Annotated in this window: 15 protein-coding genes; 9 read left to right on the top strand and 6 right to left on the bottom strand. The window is 65.2% G+C overall.

Features of this window, described 5'->3' with window-relative positions; genetic code table 11:
* Positions 1 to 239 precede the first annotated feature (239 nt).
* The 6 genes from DFQ59_RS20485 to DFQ59_RS07705 all read right to left on the bottom strand — a co-directional run bounded on the left by DFQ59_RS20485 (position 240) and on the right by DFQ59_RS07705 (position 8,179).
* A complete protein-coding gene (locus DFQ59_RS20485) occupies positions 240 to 2,462 on the bottom strand; it encodes a GumC family protein (RefSeq protein ID WP_170142081.1) in 2,223 nt (740 codons plus the stop codon).
* 11 nt (positions 2,463 to 2,473) lie between these two features.
* Positions 2,474 to 3,028, bottom strand: coding sequence for a polysaccharide biosynthesis/export family protein (locus DFQ59_RS07725; RefSeq protein ID WP_211314819.1), 555 nt, complete (start codon positions 3,026 to 3,028; stop codon positions 2,474 to 2,476).
* Between the two features lie 420 nt (positions 3,029 to 3,448).
* On the bottom strand, positions 3,449 to 4,663 hold the full coding sequence (locus tag DFQ59_RS07720) for an outer membrane beta-barrel protein (RefSeq protein ID WP_170142080.1): 1,215 nt from the start codon (positions 4,661 to 4,663) through the stop codon (positions 3,449 to 3,451).
* 56 nt (positions 4,664 to 4,719) lie between these two features.
* Complete coding sequence (locus DFQ59_RS07715; RefSeq protein WP_114279078.1) at positions 4,720 to 5,184, bottom strand: hypothetical protein; 465 nt, start codon at positions 5,182 to 5,184, stop codon at positions 4,720 to 4,722.
* A 290-nt stretch (positions 5,185 to 5,474) separates the two neighbouring features.
* Positions 5,475 to 6,491 carry a tetratricopeptide repeat protein gene (locus DFQ59_RS07710; protein ID WP_147275194.1) on the bottom strand — a complete coding sequence of 339 codons (1,017 nt, stop codon included), beginning with the start codon at positions 6,489 to 6,491 and terminating at the stop codon, positions 5,475 to 5,477.
* A 566-nt stretch (positions 6,492 to 7,057) separates the two neighbouring features.
* Positions 7,058 to 8,179 carry an MraY family glycosyltransferase gene (locus DFQ59_RS07705; protein WP_114279076.1) on the bottom strand — a complete coding sequence of 374 codons (1,122 nt, stop codon included), beginning with the start codon at positions 8,177 to 8,179 and terminating at the stop codon, positions 7,058 to 7,060.
* A gap of 513 nt (positions 8,180 to 8,692) precedes the next feature.
* Here DFQ59_RS07705 and rfaH point away from each other — a divergent pair.
* The 9 genes from rfaH to DFQ59_RS07655 all read left to right on the top strand — a co-directional run bounded on the left by rfaH (position 8,693) and on the right by DFQ59_RS07655 (position 15,807).
* Positions 8,693 to 9,193, top strand: a complete 501-nt coding sequence (rfaH, locus tag DFQ59_RS07700; protein WP_114279075.1) for a transcription/translation regulatory transformer protein RfaH — start codon at positions 8,693 to 8,695, stop codon at positions 9,191 to 9,193.
* Between the two features lie 169 nt (positions 9,194 to 9,362).
* Positions 9,363 to 9,779: a type VII toxin-antitoxin system MntA family adenylyltransferase antitoxin gene (gene mntA / locus DFQ59_RS19800; protein ID WP_114279074.1), complete on the top strand. Its 417-nt coding sequence runs from the start codon at positions 9,363 to 9,365 to the stop codon at positions 9,777 to 9,779.
* Positions 9,769 to 10,197 (top strand): type VII toxin-antitoxin system HepT family RNase toxin, encoded by a 429-nt coding sequence (gene hepT / locus DFQ59_RS07690; protein ID WP_170142078.1) that lies wholly within the window; start codon positions 9,769 to 9,771, stop codon positions 10,195 to 10,197. The genes mntA and hepT overlap by 11 nt, the downstream gene beginning before the upstream one ends.
* A 500-nt stretch (positions 10,198 to 10,697) precedes the next feature.
* A complete protein-coding gene (locus DFQ59_RS07685; protein WP_114279072.1) occupies positions 10,698 to 11,057 on the top strand; it encodes a four helix bundle protein in 360 nt (119 codons plus the stop codon).
* 25 nt (positions 11,058 to 11,082) lie between these two features.
* Positions 11,083 to 11,418: a MarR family EPS-associated transcriptional regulator gene (locus DFQ59_RS07680; RefSeq protein WP_114279071.1), complete on the top strand. Its 336-nt coding sequence runs from the start codon at positions 11,083 to 11,085 to the stop codon at positions 11,416 to 11,418.
* A 7-nt stretch (positions 11,419 to 11,425) separates the two neighbouring features.
* Positions 11,426 to 12,055 (top strand): adenylyl-sulfate kinase, encoded by a 630-nt coding sequence (gene cysC / locus DFQ59_RS07675; protein WP_114279070.1) that lies wholly within the window; start codon positions 11,426 to 11,428, stop codon positions 12,053 to 12,055.
* 311 nt (positions 12,056 to 12,366) lie between these two features.
* A complete protein-coding gene (locus DFQ59_RS07670; protein WP_281268237.1) occupies positions 12,367 to 13,707 on the top strand; it encodes a phosphohexomutase domain-containing protein in 1,341 nt (446 codons plus the stop codon).
* 131 nt (positions 13,708 to 13,838) lie between these two features.
* Entirely contained in the window at positions 13,839 to 15,275 is a 1,437-nt protein-coding gene (locus tag DFQ59_RS07660) for a mannose-1-phosphate guanylyltransferase/mannose-6-phosphate isomerase (protein ID WP_114279219.1), read from the top strand.
* A 280-nt stretch (positions 15,276 to 15,555) separates the two neighbouring features.
* Positions 15,556 to 15,807, top strand: a complete 252-nt coding sequence (locus tag DFQ59_RS07655; protein WP_114279069.1) for an AbrB/MazE/SpoVT family DNA-binding domain-containing protein — start codon at positions 15,556 to 15,558, stop codon at positions 15,805 to 15,807.
* The last annotated feature ends 14 nt before the right edge of the window (positions 15,808 to 15,821 follow it).

Genomic DNA, 15,821 nt, shown 5'->3' with positions numbered 1-15,821 from the left:
GGCCGCGAGGCTCGGGCTTTTACTCCCTCCCCCTCAGGGGGAGGGCTGGGGAGGGGGTGTGCGGCGTTCGAGTTGACGGGCAATCTCCTCCAGCATGGCCCCGGGGTTCTGTATTCTGCTTATTCCGGCAACTCGCCCCGAACCACAGAAAATCCTGTCAATCCCGTCAATCCTGTAAATCCTGTCCATACAAAGAAAAAGGGAGGCCGAAGCCTCCCTCTCTATTCATCAGATACTCACTACGCCTTCGAGCCGTAGTAGTCGTAATGGTAGTAGCGGTCGTACCCGTATCTGCCGTATTTCCCGTAACGGCCAGCTTTCTTGATGTCCACCTGGTTGAGGACGGCGCCGACCAGCGGGGCATTGACGTGGCGCAGGCGTTTCACGCCGGTCTGGGCCAGGGGGTAGGGGGTGGAGTCGGCCTTCACCACGTAGACCACGGCGCTGGCCTGGGTGGAGAGGACGAGGGCGTCGCTCACCGCCTGGGTGGGGGCGGTGTCGATGACGATGCGGTCGTAGGCCTCGGAGAGCTTGTCCAGCAACTCCCTGAAGCGGTGGGAGGAGAGCAGCTCCAGCGGGTTGGGGGGGATGATGCCCGCCGGCAGCACGTGGACGCTGGTGCCCTCCACGGGGTGGATGCACTCGCTGGCCTTGGCGGTGCCGGCCACCAGGTTGGACAGCCCGGGGGTGTCCTTGGCGAAGCCGAGCTGCTGGGCGATGGAGGCGCGGCGCATGTCCGCGTCGATGAGCAGCACCTTTTCCAGCTGGCCCAGCGCGAGGGCCAGGTTCATGGAAACGGTGGTCTTGCCCTCGCCGGGAATGGTGGAGGTCACCACCACGATCTTGTGGGGGTTGTCGAGGCCGGAGAGCACCACGCCGGTGCGAATGGTGCGGATGGCCTCGGCGAAGGTGGACTTGCTGTCGTCCGCGAACACCCGCTCGGGCTTGAGCTGCTCGCCCTTCTTCAGCCGCAGCAGGGGCAGGGAGCCGAGCATGGGCAGCCCCAGCCGGTCCTCCAGCTCCTCGCCGCTCTTCAGGGTGTTGTCCAGGTGCTCCAGCAGGAAGGCCAGGCCGATGCCGGCGAACAGCGCCAGGACGATGGCGATGCTGACCATCAGCGCCTTCCGCGGCTTCACCGGCACGGTGGGCACCACCGCCGGGTCCACCACGCGGGCATTGGTGGAGTCCATGTCGCCGGCGACGTTGGTCTCCTTGAAGCGGGTGAGGAAGGTGTCGTAGAGCTGGCGGTTGGCGGCCACCTCGCGCTCCAGGGCCTGCAGCCGGAAGCCCTTGCGGTTCACGTCCTGCACCTGGCCCTTGAGCTGGTCGTACTCCCGCTGCAGCTGGGCGGCGGTGGCGCGGGCGGCGGCGAGCTCCTTGTTCACCCCGGCCACCACGTTGCCGAGCTCGCCGCGCAGCTTCTGGCGCGCGGCCTGCAGGTCGCTCTGGGCGGCAATCATCTTCGGGTGCTTGGGCCCGTAGCGCTGGGAGAGCTCGGCGATTTTGCGCTCGGCCTCCGCCTCGGCGGTTTTCATCTGCACCACGAGCGGGCTCTGCAGGCTGCTGAGGCTGGTGGCGCCCTGGCTCTGCAGGTTGCGCGCCTGGGCGTACATGCTCTCCAGCTCGCCCACCTTGGCGCGGGCCGACACCAGGCGCTCGGAGATGGACTGCAGCTGGGCGCTGGCCAGGTCGCTGTCGCCGGCCATGTCCACCAGGCCCTGCTGCTCGCGGTAGGCCTGCAGCGCCTTCTCGGACTCCTCCACCTTGGTGCGCAGACCGTCGAGGCGGTCGGTGAGCCAGGAGGTGGCCTTCTGCACCATGGAGAGCCGTGCCTCCAGACCCGCCTCGATGTAGGCGTTGGCCACGGTGTTCGCCACCTCGGCGGACAGTTTCGGATCGTTGGCCTCGAAGGTTACGTCGATGATCTGGCTGTTGCGCACCGGCTCCACGCCGAGCCGACTCATGAAGGCGTCGACGGTGGCCTTGCGGACGGCCTCCTCGGTGGGGGGCTCCTCGTCCTTCGCCAGCCAGGGCAGCCAGTCGGCCAGCTTCAGGTTGAGCCGCGCCCGGCTCGGCGCCTCCCGGGTGGGATCGAACTCGGGGTGGGTCCAGAGCTGCAGCCGGTTCACCACGTCCTCGGCCAGGGTCCGGGACTGGATGATCTCCTTCTGGGTCTGGTAGTACTCCCCGGCGCGGCCGACGCCCTCGGGGCCGTAGAGATCCTCGATGGAGAGGAACTTCGCGGCCTTCGGCTCGATGAGCAGCGAGGTCTTGGCCTGGTAGACCGGCTCCAGGGAGAAGGCCACCAGCGCCGTGACCAGCCCCACCACGAAGGCGAGCCCGAGGATGCCCCACTTGTGGGCGTAGATGGTGCGCCAGTAGGCGAGGAGGTCGATGGTGTCCTCCTCGTAGTGATCGTCGTCAACGCGCGGGGCGAGCCCCATTTCCCTGGGATTGTTCATGCGGCCTTCCATCAGAAGAAGCTTTCCTCAACGGTGAGGGTGTCGCCGGGGCGCACGGGGTCGTTCAGCTCGACCTTCTTGCTGGCGCCGGCGGGGTCCTTGTCCCGCACCACGAAAATCTTGTTGCGCGAGGCCCGCTCGGTGAACCCGCCGGCCAGCGAGACGGCCTGGCGCACGGTGAGCCCGGGCTGGTAGGGGAAGCCGCCGGGGCTCTTCACCTGGCCGTTCACGTAGAACTGGCGGTACTCGAGGACGCTCACGCTCACCTGGGGGTTGACCAGGTAGTCGCCGCGCAGGCGGTTGGCGATGAGTTCCTCCACCCCGCGGATGGAGAGCCCCACCACCTTCAGCTCGCCGAGCAGGGGATAGGGGATGGTGCCGCGGTCGCTGACGCGAGACTCCGCAGAGAGATCGTCCTCGCCGAACACCTGCACCCGCACCAGGTCGCCGGTGCCGAGGCGGTAGCCGGACAGCCCCTCGCCCTCGGCGGCGTGAGGCGCGCCGGCGGGTGCCAGCGCCATGAACAGCAGCAGTGTCAGGAGGTATGCAAACGGGGTCTTGCTCATGCTGATGACAGCGCTCCTATCAGACATCGTTCAATGCAGTTTGATGCGAACAAGGTACCATCATGGAACCATCCCTGGTGTGGCCGGCGTCTCTCAGGGCCGCCTGGCTGAATTTCTTCCTTTCACTCCCGGAGAGCAAATCGCCGCAAAGGCGACCCTCCCGTAGGTGCAGATTCATCTGCACACCCCGGTGGCCCGACCGAAGCCTGTGGGAGGCCCGCCCCCGGGGCGATAGGGCCCAGGTCAATGCCCGCGCACCCTCATCCACCCGCAGTCCCTCAACCCTGAGGGAAAAATCCTGTCAATCCTGAGAAATCCCGTAAATCCTGTCTATTGAAAAAATCATTTCGCAGCCAGCAAAAAGAAGCCTCCCCGCGGGGAGGCTTCCCTGCACAGCCCGTTCCGGTTACGCCAACAAACCTACAGCGCCGCCTTGACGGTCAGCATGAAGGTGTTGTTGTCGTAGTCCTTGCCGGCCGCGCTGGAGTCGCGCTCCAGGTAGCGGTAGCTCGCACCCAGATCCAGCCAGCGGTTGAGGGCGTAGGTGAGCCCCATGCCGTATGTGGAGCGGTCGTCCTCGCGGTCGGTGGTGTTGTACTCGTCCCAGGCCCACTTGGCGTCGAACTTCGTGCTGAGGCGCACGCCCCAGTCGTGGGTCCAGGCGATGCCGAAGTCCTTCGTCAGCACGTAATCGTCGGTGCCGGTGGTCTGCTCGCTGGTGGAGCGGGAAGTGGTCAGGTCCACGGCGGAGTAGGTGAGGGGCCGCCAGGTGACGCCCACTTCCCAACTGCTGCCGCTGAAGTCGTCACGGCTGCCGTCGTCGAAGTCCTTGGTCAGGTAGCCCACCTTGGCGGTACCGGTGGTCTTGGCCGTGGCGTCCCAGGTGACGCCGGCCAGGTAGCGGCGCTCGGTGCTGTCGAGGCTGGTGGATCCCGGAGGGGCAGCCCCTTCGTTCACATAGTCAATGTCGGTCTGGGCCACCTCGAACAGCAGCGAGGTCTTGGGCATCACCCGGGCGTAGAAGGTGGCGCCCAGGGTGGTGGCGTCGCGGTCGCGGTACTCCTGGCCGTTGTTGTCGTAGCGGCGCCAGGCCTGGTCGGCGTGCAGCTCCAGCCGGCCGCGATTTCCAGGGGTACCGAAAGCATAGGTGCCGCCCAGTTGGTGCTGGTGCCACTCGTCCACGTCGGTGCCGGCAGCGGTGTCGCGCACCACGTCCACCACCTCGTCGGCCTCGAAATCAGTGCCGCGGGGATCGGTTGCATCCTTGAACTCGTAGTTCAGGTCCAGGTGGTGGCGGGTGGCGAACTCCAGGGCCGCGTTCGCATAGAGTCGCTGGTGGAGGAAGTCGTTCCGGCCGCCATCCTCGCTGTACCAGGCCTTGCTGAGTTCATAGCCGAGCACGTAGGCGTTGGGGCCGCTCAGGCCGCGCAGCTCGATGGCCGGGGTAAGAACGTTCACCCACGCATCCTGCTCGTTGCTCTCGGTACGGTAGACGTTGTCCTCGTACTTGAGGTCGTAGGAGAGCGAGGGGTAGGCGCGGAAGGGGCCGAAGGGAATCCCGTTCGGCTCCAGGGCGGAGGCGGCGCCGGCGCTGCAGGCCAGCGCCACGCCCAGGGCAATCTGTTTCTTGATCATCACGGCGACTATTCCTTTAGGCTGAGCGTCGGAAGCGGTCTGGGTCATGGGGCCTGTCAGCTATCGCTGGCGACGCCGCCGGGGGCGCCGGCAGCCGGCTTCATGTCGTTCACGCCGGCCTGGGCCAGTCCTTCCTCCACATCGCCGCTGTCCGCGCCCGCGTCGAGCGCCGCGGTGCGGATGATCTCGATGGCGGAGGTGCCGGTCAGGAAGGCGGCGCGGCTCACCACCTCGATGGTGGCGTCGTTTCCGGCGAGCCCGATGACCGTGGAGACCACTTCGGCGGCGCCGAAGCCCGCCTCGAGCAGGGCCTGGGTCACGTCACCGGGGCTGATGCCCGCGTCGAGCAGCGCCTGGGCGATGGAGGCGAGGGATTCGTTGGCCGCCTTGGCATCGGCCACGGCCGCGGTGAGCGCCGCCTGGTCCATGCCGGGTGAAACCGTGATGGCCTGCGCCGCAGCAGGCAGGCCGAAGGCCAGCGTCCCTGCAAGCAGCCAGCCGGGAATGCGCGATTTGTTCATATCCTGAACTCCCGTGGAAAATCCATGTTTACTGGTAGACCAAAGCCTAGCATGTCGTGGCAACGAGATCAGTGTTTCATGTTGCCCTGACGGGACATACATAAATAAATTTGCGACATGTCACAAAAGCGAAACGCCGATGTTTCAATAGCTGTTTACAAACCTGTCCATTCAAAATCAATCGCGGCGAGGGCGCCCCTCCCGTAGGTGCAGATTCATCTGCACACTCCACCGGCCCGTTCGAAGCCTGTGGGAGGCCCGCCCCGGGGCGATAGCGCGCACCACAACCACTATTTCCCTGGGCACCGCTTCTCCCGGTCCATCCACTCCAGCATGGTCCCGGCAATCTCGAATCCCTGCGCCTTCGCCCGCCCGAGCCAGCCGCGCGCCGCGCAATCATCCCGCTTAACCCCGGTGCCACCGGCTATCATCCGCGCCAGGTTGTACTGGGCCGGGGCGTACCCCTGTTCCGCCGCGCGGGTATACCAGCCCACCGCGGTGCCGGGGTCCTTCGCCACGCCTTCGCCGGTCTCGTACAACTCGCCCAGGTTGTTGCGGGCGCTGGCGCTGCCGGCCTCGGCCGCCTCGCGGTAGAGGCTCGCGGCGCGCACCGCATCCTTCTTCACTCCATGCCCGCCGGCGAACATCCAGCCCAGCAGGCTCAAGACACTCACCCGGCCCTGCGCCGCCGAACGCTCCGCCCACTGGAACGCCTCCTCGGTCCGGGGCGGCTGCTCCGCCAGCAGGCGCTCGGCCAGCAGGTGCTGGGCGGCGGCATGACCGCCCGCCGCGGCCTGGCGCGTCAGCTCCAGCGCCCGGGCCGGATCGTCCGCCGAAACGCAGAGCGCCGCGCGATACTGGCCCGCCGCCACACCGGACTGCGCGGCGCGGCTGTAGGCATCGCACGCCTTCTTCTCGTCGGCCTCGGCCAGCAGGCCGTGCCGGAGGAAGACACCGAGCGCAAGCTGGGCGCGCCCATCGCCCGCCTCGGCATCACGCTCCGTGCGCCAGAGGGTGTCGGCCAGCCGCTCCACGATGCGCGCCTCGTACTCCAGCGCCGCGTGCGTCTGTTCGATCGCCTCCGCCGCCTCGATTTTCGCCGCCAGCGCCCAGGCCGTCTCCGCCAGCGCCTGGCGCGCGGCCTCGTTCTTCGGCTCCAGCGCCACCACCGCCCGCCAGGCCTCGATCAGCGCCACCGACCCGGCCTCCGCGGCATCTGCCTCCAGCGCCCGCGCCGCCGCGATACGCCGCTCAACCTCACCCGCCGCGGCGACGGTACAGACGAGCAGCAACACAATTCCCGGCAACAACTTCATCCCCGCAGCTCCAGGCAGACTGTTCTGCAGGAATTGTAGGGCCGTTTCCAGCGTTGGTGCATTCCCGCACCACCAGGGCGCTGTTTCCCCTCCATTGGGTGGAAATCGCCGCGAGGCCACCCCACCCGTAGGTGCAGATTCATCTGCACACCCCGGCGGCCCGAGCGCAGCCTGTGGGAGGCCCGCCCCCGGGGCGATAGGGCCCGGGCCAGAACCCACAAACCCTCATCCAACCGCAGCCCCTCAACCCAGAGGGAAAATCCTGTCAATCCCGCCCATTCCAGAGTACTGCGATGCCCCCTCCCCCCAGCCCCCTCCCGCAAGGGGAGGGGGAGCAGAGCATGCCGTGCCCCGGGCGTGTGCCTCAGGCTTTTACTCCCTCCACCTCAGGGGGAGGGTTGGGGAGGGGGTGAACCACGCCCAGTCTCTACCACCCGCCTCACATCCTGTGGGGCACCCACGCCCAGCACAAACATCAACAAAAAATCCTGTCAATCCTGTCTATCTACAAATCCCGTCAATCCTGTAAATCCTGTCCCTTCAATTCATCACCCGAATCACTCCACCTCCCGCTGCGCCAGCGCCCCATGCGCCTGCCCGGCCCCTGCCACCTGCCGGCCTCCGGGCTTCGGCAACACCCGCATCACCCTCCAGGCATGCCGCACACCCCAGAAATAGAGCAGGAACAGGCCGGCGAAGGCGTAGAACATCACCCACTGATCCACGGACGACCACAGCCCGGCCAACCCGAACAGCGCCAGCAGGGTGGAGAGCACCGCGATCATCAGCACCGCCCGGGAGACCGAGTAACCGGCCACCAGCAGGATATGGTGGAAATGCTCCCGGTCGGGGGCGAAGGGCGAGCGGCCCTTCATCACCCGCCGCAGCATCAGGCTCACCGTGTCGAGCAGCGGGATGGCCACCAGCCACAGGGCGGTCACCGGGGCGATGGACGCATTCGGATCCTGGGTCAGCGCCACCAGGAACCACGCCAGGCAGAAGCCGAGGAACATGCTGCCGGCATCGCCCAGGAACACCAGCGCCCGCCGGCGGCCCGGGATGCGGTAGTTGAAGGCGAGAAAGCCGAGCACCGCCGCGGCCAGGATCATCAGCAGGGAAGTGTGGGCGCCGTCGCCAGCGGCAAAGGCCGCCAGGGCCATGAACACCAGCGCCAGCAGGGAGAGCGTGCCGGCCAGCCCGTCGAGGCCGTCGCACATGTTGACGGCGTTGATGACCCCCACCACGCCGAAGACGGTGAACGGCACCGCCCACGGGCCCAGCGCCAGCTCGTCGCGGCCGAGGAGGAAGCCGAGATCCTCCACCACCACGCCGCCCCACTGGGTCATCATCAGCGCCGCGGCTATCTGGGCCGCGAACCGGATCCAGGCCGGGAGCTCGCGAAAGTCGTCGAGGATGCCGACGATGAGCAGCAGCGCCCCGCCGGCGAACAGCGGCTTGTAGGGCGCCAGCGCCCCGTCGACCAGGAGAACCGCGAAGAAGAAACCGCAGAACAGCGCGATGCCGCCCACGAGCGGCGTGTCGTGGGCATGATCCTTGCGGCCGCCGGGTTCGTCCACAAGCCCGATCCGGAACGCCAGGGGACGCAACACCAGGATCAGCAGAACCGTCACCCCGAAGGCAACGGCAAAAGGCAACAAGTCCATGTAACGGACATCCATTGTCACGTCTCCAAAGGCAGTCAAAACGCACCCCACTGTGCGGTTGCCATGTTAACCGAATGTGTCAATCCGTAACAGATGCAAAAAATGATGACCGCGCCCCCCGCGGGTGGCTGGAGACGACGTCGTGATGGGGGAGAGGTCAACAGCCGCTCGTTGGCAGCCCATCGCCCACCCTGTTGCTACAACGAAAGAAGGGACGGGAGCCATCCCCTGTGGATCTCAATACACAGTCCGAACACGGTGAACTGCTGGAATGCACAACAGCTGCGGCTAAATGCCGCGGGACCTGTTTGCCGCTCTGAAGGGAAAGGATAGTTGATAAGGGCAGACGGACATAGCCTCGGTCCCCCCAATCTTTCCTGCTGAGATTGAATGCACATGCTATTCGCATTTTTCGCCGGATCTGCCCTATATCTGCCATCTCCGTTGTGAGAAATCGCCCATTGACACTCTCCCTGCGCCCTTCCTATTGTGTTCACTCGTTGAACGGACTCGAGCGCAGACCGCCCCATGGAACACTGGTACGCCATCCACACCAAGCCCCGCCAGGAGCGCGAGGCCGAGGCCCAGCTCTGCCGGCAGGACTACCGCACCTACCTGCCGCTGCTGCGCGCCTCCCGCCGCGTCCGGGGCAAGTGGCTGGAGCGCATCGAGCCGCTGTTCCCCCGCTACCTCTTCATCCGCGTCGATCTCGAGACCGAGAACACCGCCCCCATCCGCTCCACCCGCGGCGTGGCCGGCCTGGTCAAGTTCGGCATGGAGGTCAAGCCCGTCCCCGATCTCATCGTCGACGGCCTCATGCAGGCGGAGGAGGGCGGCTGCCACACCCCCGATGCCCCCGTGTTCAACCGGGGCGACGCCGTCACCATCCTCGACGGCAGCCTCGCCGGCCTGCAGGCCATCTACCAGGCCGAAACGGCGGAGGAGCGTGTCCACCTCCTGCTCGACCTCATGGGCCGCACCAACCGCATCACCCTCAGCCGCCACCAGATCGCCCCGGCCGGCGCCTGAAACACCCCAACAGACCACCGCGGACGTCGCCCCTCCCGTAGGTGCAGATTCATCTGCTCGTTCCGCGGCCCGACCGAAGCTGCGGGAGGCCCGCCCCTGGGGCGATTGCGCATCAACACGATATCTGTCGCCCCTTTGCAAAGCGGCAAAGTGTTGCGATGATTGCAACATGGATGGCGACCACCTATCAGCACTTAGTCAATTCCTGCGGGAGGAGCCGGCTGTCCTGTTCGCCTACCTCTTCGGCTCCCGCGCCCGCGGTACTCATGGACCCATGAGCGACTTCGACATCGCGGTCCATCTGGCGCAGAATGTCGATCTATTCACCTTTCGATTGCAGATGCTCGAACAGCTGAATCGGCTTCTCAAGACAGACAAGGTCGACCTGGTGGTTCTCAACGACGCACCTCTATTATTGCGACATCGGGTTATCCGCGATGGCCGGTTGCTCAAGGAACATCACGATGAGCGTGTCCGGTTCGAATCACGTACCTTGCGCGATTATCTCGATAGCGCCTACCTGCGCCGCACGCAGACACGTGCCCGCCCGAACCGGGTCGCACCGGAGGTTCCTCGTGGTCGATAAGGACCTGGTGGCGGAGCGGCTGCAGCGGCTGGATGAATACCTGCACCACCTGCGCGACATCGAAAAGAAGGGAAAGGTAGCCTACCTGTCCGATCCGCTCCTGCGCGGGGCTGGTGAACGCTATCTGCAGCTTGGTCTGGAAATTCTGCTCGACATCGGCAGCCATATCATCGCCGACCGGGGTCTTTCGAAACCAGAGACCTATGCCGATATCTTCCGGCTGCTCCATGAAGCGGGACTGCTGCCGGAACCTCTCAACCGGAAGCTGCAGGGCCTGGCGGGTTTCCGCAACATCCTGGTTCACGACTACCTCAAACTGGACTCCGAACGGGTCTTCCAACTCATCAGAGACAAACTCCCCGTACTGGAAGAGCTCGCCGACCACTACGCCAACCTCAACCAGAGCGATCTGCACTGACTCCGTGGTTCGGCCGAAGCCCGTCGAAGACCCGCCCCGGTGCCACAGGCAACCGCCGGTGCGGAAGCGCCGGCCGCCTTTACCAGAAAGAGCAATCGCCGCGAGGGCGCGCCTCCCACAAGGGTTGTCCGGCCCCGTTGGCCCGATCGAAGCCTGTGGGAGGCCCGCCCCCGGGGCGATAGGGGCTTCCCGCATCGCCAACGGTCACACACGGAACACGGAACACGGAACACGGAACACGGAACACGGAACACGGAACACGGAACACGGAACACGGAACACGGAACACGGAACACGTAAATCCGTCTTGATCCCGTAACACCAACGCGTTTTAATACCCACCCAGCCCCACCGTTCAACCATTGAACACACCCTCCATCTCACCGGAGGACAGGGCGCAGCACCAAATCGGACCAGCCCCATGCTGTGCAAGGAACGCACCGGCAGGGCGGTAGCGTGCCCGAAGCCCCAACAGCCATTGATTCCAGGGAAGGAAACCCATGGCCTACAAGTCATTCGAAGACCTGGACGTTTGGAAACGCGCCTGCAGGCTGTGTCTCGACGTCTACGCCGCACTCAATGGATGCAAGGACTACGGTCTCAAGGACCAGATGACCCGAGCTGCGGTTTCCATCGCATCCAATATCGCTGAGGGTGCGGAACGGGATACCCCACGCGATTTCGTTCGATTCCTGAATATTGCCAAAGGCTCTGCAGCCGAATTGCGCACCCAACTGTATATCGCTCAACAGGTATCCCTGATTCAGAATAAACAGGCCGCAGAAATGATGTCAGAGCTCAAACAGTTGTCGGCCATGTTGCATGGGCTTGTGCAATCGATACAAAGGCAAATGCAATAAATCTTGCTTCGAACAAGAGCCTCCCATGAATGACGAAATGCATCTTAAGCTTCTGAAGGCGCTGGAGAATAATCCGACAGCAACCCAGCGTGAATTGTCCCGCGAACTCGGCGTGAGCCTTGGGAAGGCCAACTACTGTTTAAAGGCCCTGGTGGATAAGGGGGCGGTAAAAGCAAATAACTTCAAGAACAGCAAAAATAAGCTGGCGTATGCATATCTATTGACTCCCAGCGGTATTGAAGAGAAGACACGGCTTACAGCGCGGTTTCTGAAGCGAAAAATGGCAGAGTACGAACTGCTGAAGAAGGAAATTGAACAGTTGCGGCAGGAAGTGGCAACAGCACAATCTACTGAAAACTGAAAAACCGATGCCCAAATCGAACGTCTTCTGGCACCACGCCACCGTCACCCGCCCCCGGCGCGAGGGCCAGAACGGCCATCGCGCCGTCAACCTCTGGTTCACCGGTCTTTCGGGCTCGGGCAAGTCCACCATCGCCCACGCCCTGGAGGAGGAACTCCACAATCGCGGCTGCCGGACCATCGTGCTGGACGGGGACAATGTCCGCCACGGCCTCTGCGCCGACCTCGGCTTCAGCGAAGAGGACCGGCGCGAGAACATCCGCCGCATCGGCGAGATGGTGAAGCTCTTCCTGAACGCGGGCGTCATGGCGCTCACTGCCTTCATCTCCCCCTTCCGCGAGGACCGCGAGCGGGTGCGCAGGCTGCTGGGGGAGGGGGACTTCATCGAGATCCATGTACGCTGCAGCCTCGACGAATGCGAGCGGCGCGACGTGAAAGGCCTCTACAGGCGCGCCCGCGCGGGCGAGATACCCAATTTCACCGGAATCTCCTCTCCCTACGAGGCCCCCGAGGCCCCCGAAGTGGTGCTGGAAACCGATCGGCACAGCGTTGAGGGATGTGTGGAACAGGTGATGGTGCACCTGGAAGGGCAGGGAATACTCCAGCCCGTGGGCGGGAGCCGGGCCGCGGCCGTTTGAAGCGCAGGGCGCTGCCCTGCAAACCCAATCGCCGCGAGGGCGCGCCTCCAGGTAGGTGCAGATTTATCTGCTCATTCCACGGCCCGGCCAACGCCTGTGGGAAGCCCGCCCCCGGGGCGATGGGGCAAGGCCGGAACCAGCAGCCGTAGGATGGGCAAAGCGACAGCGTGCCCATAAAGGCCAGGTGCAGCCCGAAATGCCGCACCCCCTCCCCCCAACCCCCTCCCGCAAGGGGCGGAGGAGTGGGCGGTGCCGGGAAGGTTGTGACGGAACACGGAACACAAATCACTGAAAACGGAAAACTGAATCCCGTGCCCTTCAAAGCCTATGACATCCGCGGTCGGCTCCCGGACGAACTGAACGAAGCCCTTGCCTATAACATCGGCGCGGCCTACGCACACGTCATCACCCCACAATGTCCCGTGGCCGTTGGCTGGGACAACCGCCTGACCAGTCCATCGCTGGCCCAGGCGCTTATCAGTGGCCTCAACGATAGCGGGGTCGACACCCGCGAGCTCGGCCTCTGCGGCACGGAGATGGTCTACCACGCCGCGGCGCAGCCCGGCATGGGGGGCGGCATCATGGTCACCGCCAGCCATAACCCCATCGACTACAACGGCATGAAGCTGGTGCGCGGGCAGGCCATTCCGGTCAGCGGGGACAGCGGCCTGCGGGAAATCGAGACGCTGGCCCGGGCCGGCAGCTTCGAGCCCGCCGCACGCAGAGGGGAAAACGCTTCTCTCGATATCCTGGCGAGCTATGTCGAGAAGGTGCTCTCTTTCGTGAACCGGGAGCACCTGAAACCGCTGAAGCTGGTGGTGAACGCCGGCAACGGCGCCGCCGGCCCGGCCTTCGACGCCATCGCCGCCCGGCTGCCTTTCGAGGTGACCCGCATCCACCACGAGCCCGATGGCCGCTTCCCCAACGGCATCCCCAACCCGCTGCTGCCGGAAAACCGTGCCGCCACCGCCGAGGCAGTGCGGGCAAAGGGCGCTGACCTCGGCATCGCCTGGGATGGCGACTACGATCGCTGCTTCCTCTTCGACGAGACGGGCCGTTTCATCGAGGGCTACTACATCGTGGGGCTGCTGGCCGCCCAGTTGCTGGAGCATAACCCGGGTGCCGCCGTCATCCACGACCCGCGTCTCACCTGGAATACCCTGGAGATTGTAGAGAAGGCTGGAGGCCGGCCGCTCATGAGCAAGACCGGCCACGCCTTCATCAAGGAACGCATGCGCGCCGAGGACGCCCTCTACGGCGGCGAGATGTCCGCGCACCACTACTTCCGCGACTTCGCCTACTGTGACAGCGGCATGATCCCCTGGCTGCTGGTAGCCGAGCGCATGTCAGTAACGGGCAGACCCTTGTCGGCGCTGGTCAACGAACGCATTGCCCGCTTCCCCTGCAGCGGCGAAATCAACTTCCGCGTGGCCGACACCCGCGCCACCCTGGAACGCATCCGAGACCACTACCAGCCGGACCTGTCGCAGCAGGACGCCACCGACGGCCTCAGCATGGAATTCGACGACTGGCGCTTCAACCTCCGCGCCTCCAACACCGAGCCGCTGCTCCGCCTGAACGTGGAATCCAGAGGCGACCAGGCCCTGATGGAACAACGCACAACCGAACTCAGCAACCTGATCCAGGCCTGAACACTGAACACTGAACACTGAACACTGAACACTGAACACTGAACACTGAACACTGAACACTGAACACTGAACACTGAACACTGAACACTGGACACTACCTCTCCCATCCCGGAACTGAAAACTTGCCTCTGATTAATATCCAACCCGTCATCCTCGCCGGCGGCGCCGGGACCCGGCTCTGGCCCCTCTCCCGGGAGTTCTTCCCCAAGCCGCTGCTGCCGCTGAACTCGGACCACAGCCTGCTGCAGGAGACGGCGCTGCGGCTGGACGGCCTCAGCGCCGCCGCCCCCATCGTGGTCTGCAACGAGGAGCACCGCTTCCTGGTGGCCGAGCAGCTGCGCGGGCTCAATCTGCCCAGCCCGCGGCTGCTGCTGGAGCCGGCGGGGCGCAACACCGCCCCGGCGCTCACCCTGGCGGCGCTGACCGCGGCCCCCGACGATCTACTGATGGTGATGCCCGCCGACCACGTCATCCGCGAGCCGGAGGCCTTCCGCGCGGCGGTGCGCCGCGGCGCGGCGCTGGCGGGGGAGGGCTGGCTGGTCACCTTCGGCGTGGTGCCCGACGCGCCCCACACGGGCTACGGCTACATCCGCCAGGGCCAGCCCCTTGTCGGTTCTGAAGAGGCCGGGATCGGTGCGGCGGTCCACGCCATCGCCGCCTTCGTGGAGAAGCCCGATGCCGGGACCGCCCGCGGCTACCTGGACGCGGGCGGGTACGCCTGGAACAGCGGCATGTTCCTGCTGCGCGCCGGGCGCTGGCTGGAGGAGCTGGAACGCTTCCGCCCCGACATCCTCGAGGCCTGCCGGGCCGCCCACACCGCCGGCCGCGCCGACCACGACTTCTTCCGCCCCGAGCCGGAGGTGTTCCGCGCCTGCCCCGCCGACTCCATCGACTACGCGGTGATGGAGCGGACCGAACGGGGCGCCGTGGTCAGCCTCGCCTCGGGGTGGTGCGACGTGGGCTCCTGGGAGGCGCTCTGGTCGCTCATGCCCCGCGACGGAGCGGGCAACGCCGTGCAGGGCGACGTGCTCGCCCACGATTCAAAGAACTCCCTGCTGCTCTCCAACCACCGCCTGCTCGCGACCGTGGGGGTGGAGGACCTGGTGGCCGTGGAGACTGCCGATGCCGTGCTCATCGCCCCCCGCGACCGCGCCCAGGAGGTGAAGACGCTGGTGGAGGCGCTGCGCGCCAGCGGTCGCGAGGAGCCCCGCAACCACCGCTGCGTCCACCGCCCCTGGGGCAGCTACGAGTCCATCGACGCCGGCGAGCGCTTCCAGGTCAAGCGCCTGAAGGTCAAACCCGGCGCTGCCCTGTCGCTCCAGCTCCACCACCACCGCGCCGAGCACTGGGTGGTGGTGCGCGGCACCGCCCGAGTCACCCGCAACAGTGAGACCTACCTGGTGGGCGAGAACGAATCCACCTTCATACCGCTGGGCGTGTCGCACCGCCTGGAAAATCCCGGCAAGGTGCCCCTGGAGCTCATCGAGGTCCAGTCCGGCAGCTACCTCGGTGAAGACGACATCATCCGGTTCGAAGACATCTATAACCGCACGGAACCCGGTCCGTAGGAGGCGAGTCTTTTCGCCGAACAACAACGGCTCTTGCCATTGTCCCGTAGGCTACGCGAGGCACCCAAATTCGAGCGGAGCCACTCCTCGAATCCCGGAACTCGAAACTATCGTAAAAGTGGCCGACCTCTGAATAAGCAATAGCCCAGGCTGAAGCGGCTGGCGTCGAGGGTGATGGGGCAGCGTGGAATTGCGTAAGGTGTCCCCGGAATTCAACTTGCCTATTGCTGCCACTTTGTAGTACGTTTAGACAATGTTTAAACACCGCGAGAGAAGCGCAATGGCAAACGCAGTGCTCGATATCAAACGCTGGGGCAACAATCTCGGTGTACGCCTGCCGGTTAGCGTGGCGCGTGAGGCGCACTTGCATGCCAATCAGCGCGTGCGCATCGAGGTCGAAAACGGCCGCGTCATCATTACGCCGTTGGAAAACGGCCAGCCTACACTCGAACAGCGCCTGGAGCGATTCGACGCAGCACGCCACGGCGGCGAGGTCATGGACGCAACGTCCGTCGGCGCCGAGCAGTGGTAGCCAAAACGAGAGAC

Source organism: Thioalbus denitrificans, from assembly GCF_003337735.1.
Taxonomy (GTDB): Bacteria; Pseudomonadota; Gammaproteobacteria; order DSM-26407; family DSM-26407; genus Thioalbus; species Thioalbus denitrificans.
Note: the sequence above shows the minus strand (reverse complement) of the source record. Positions and strands in the feature narration are given on the sequence as shown.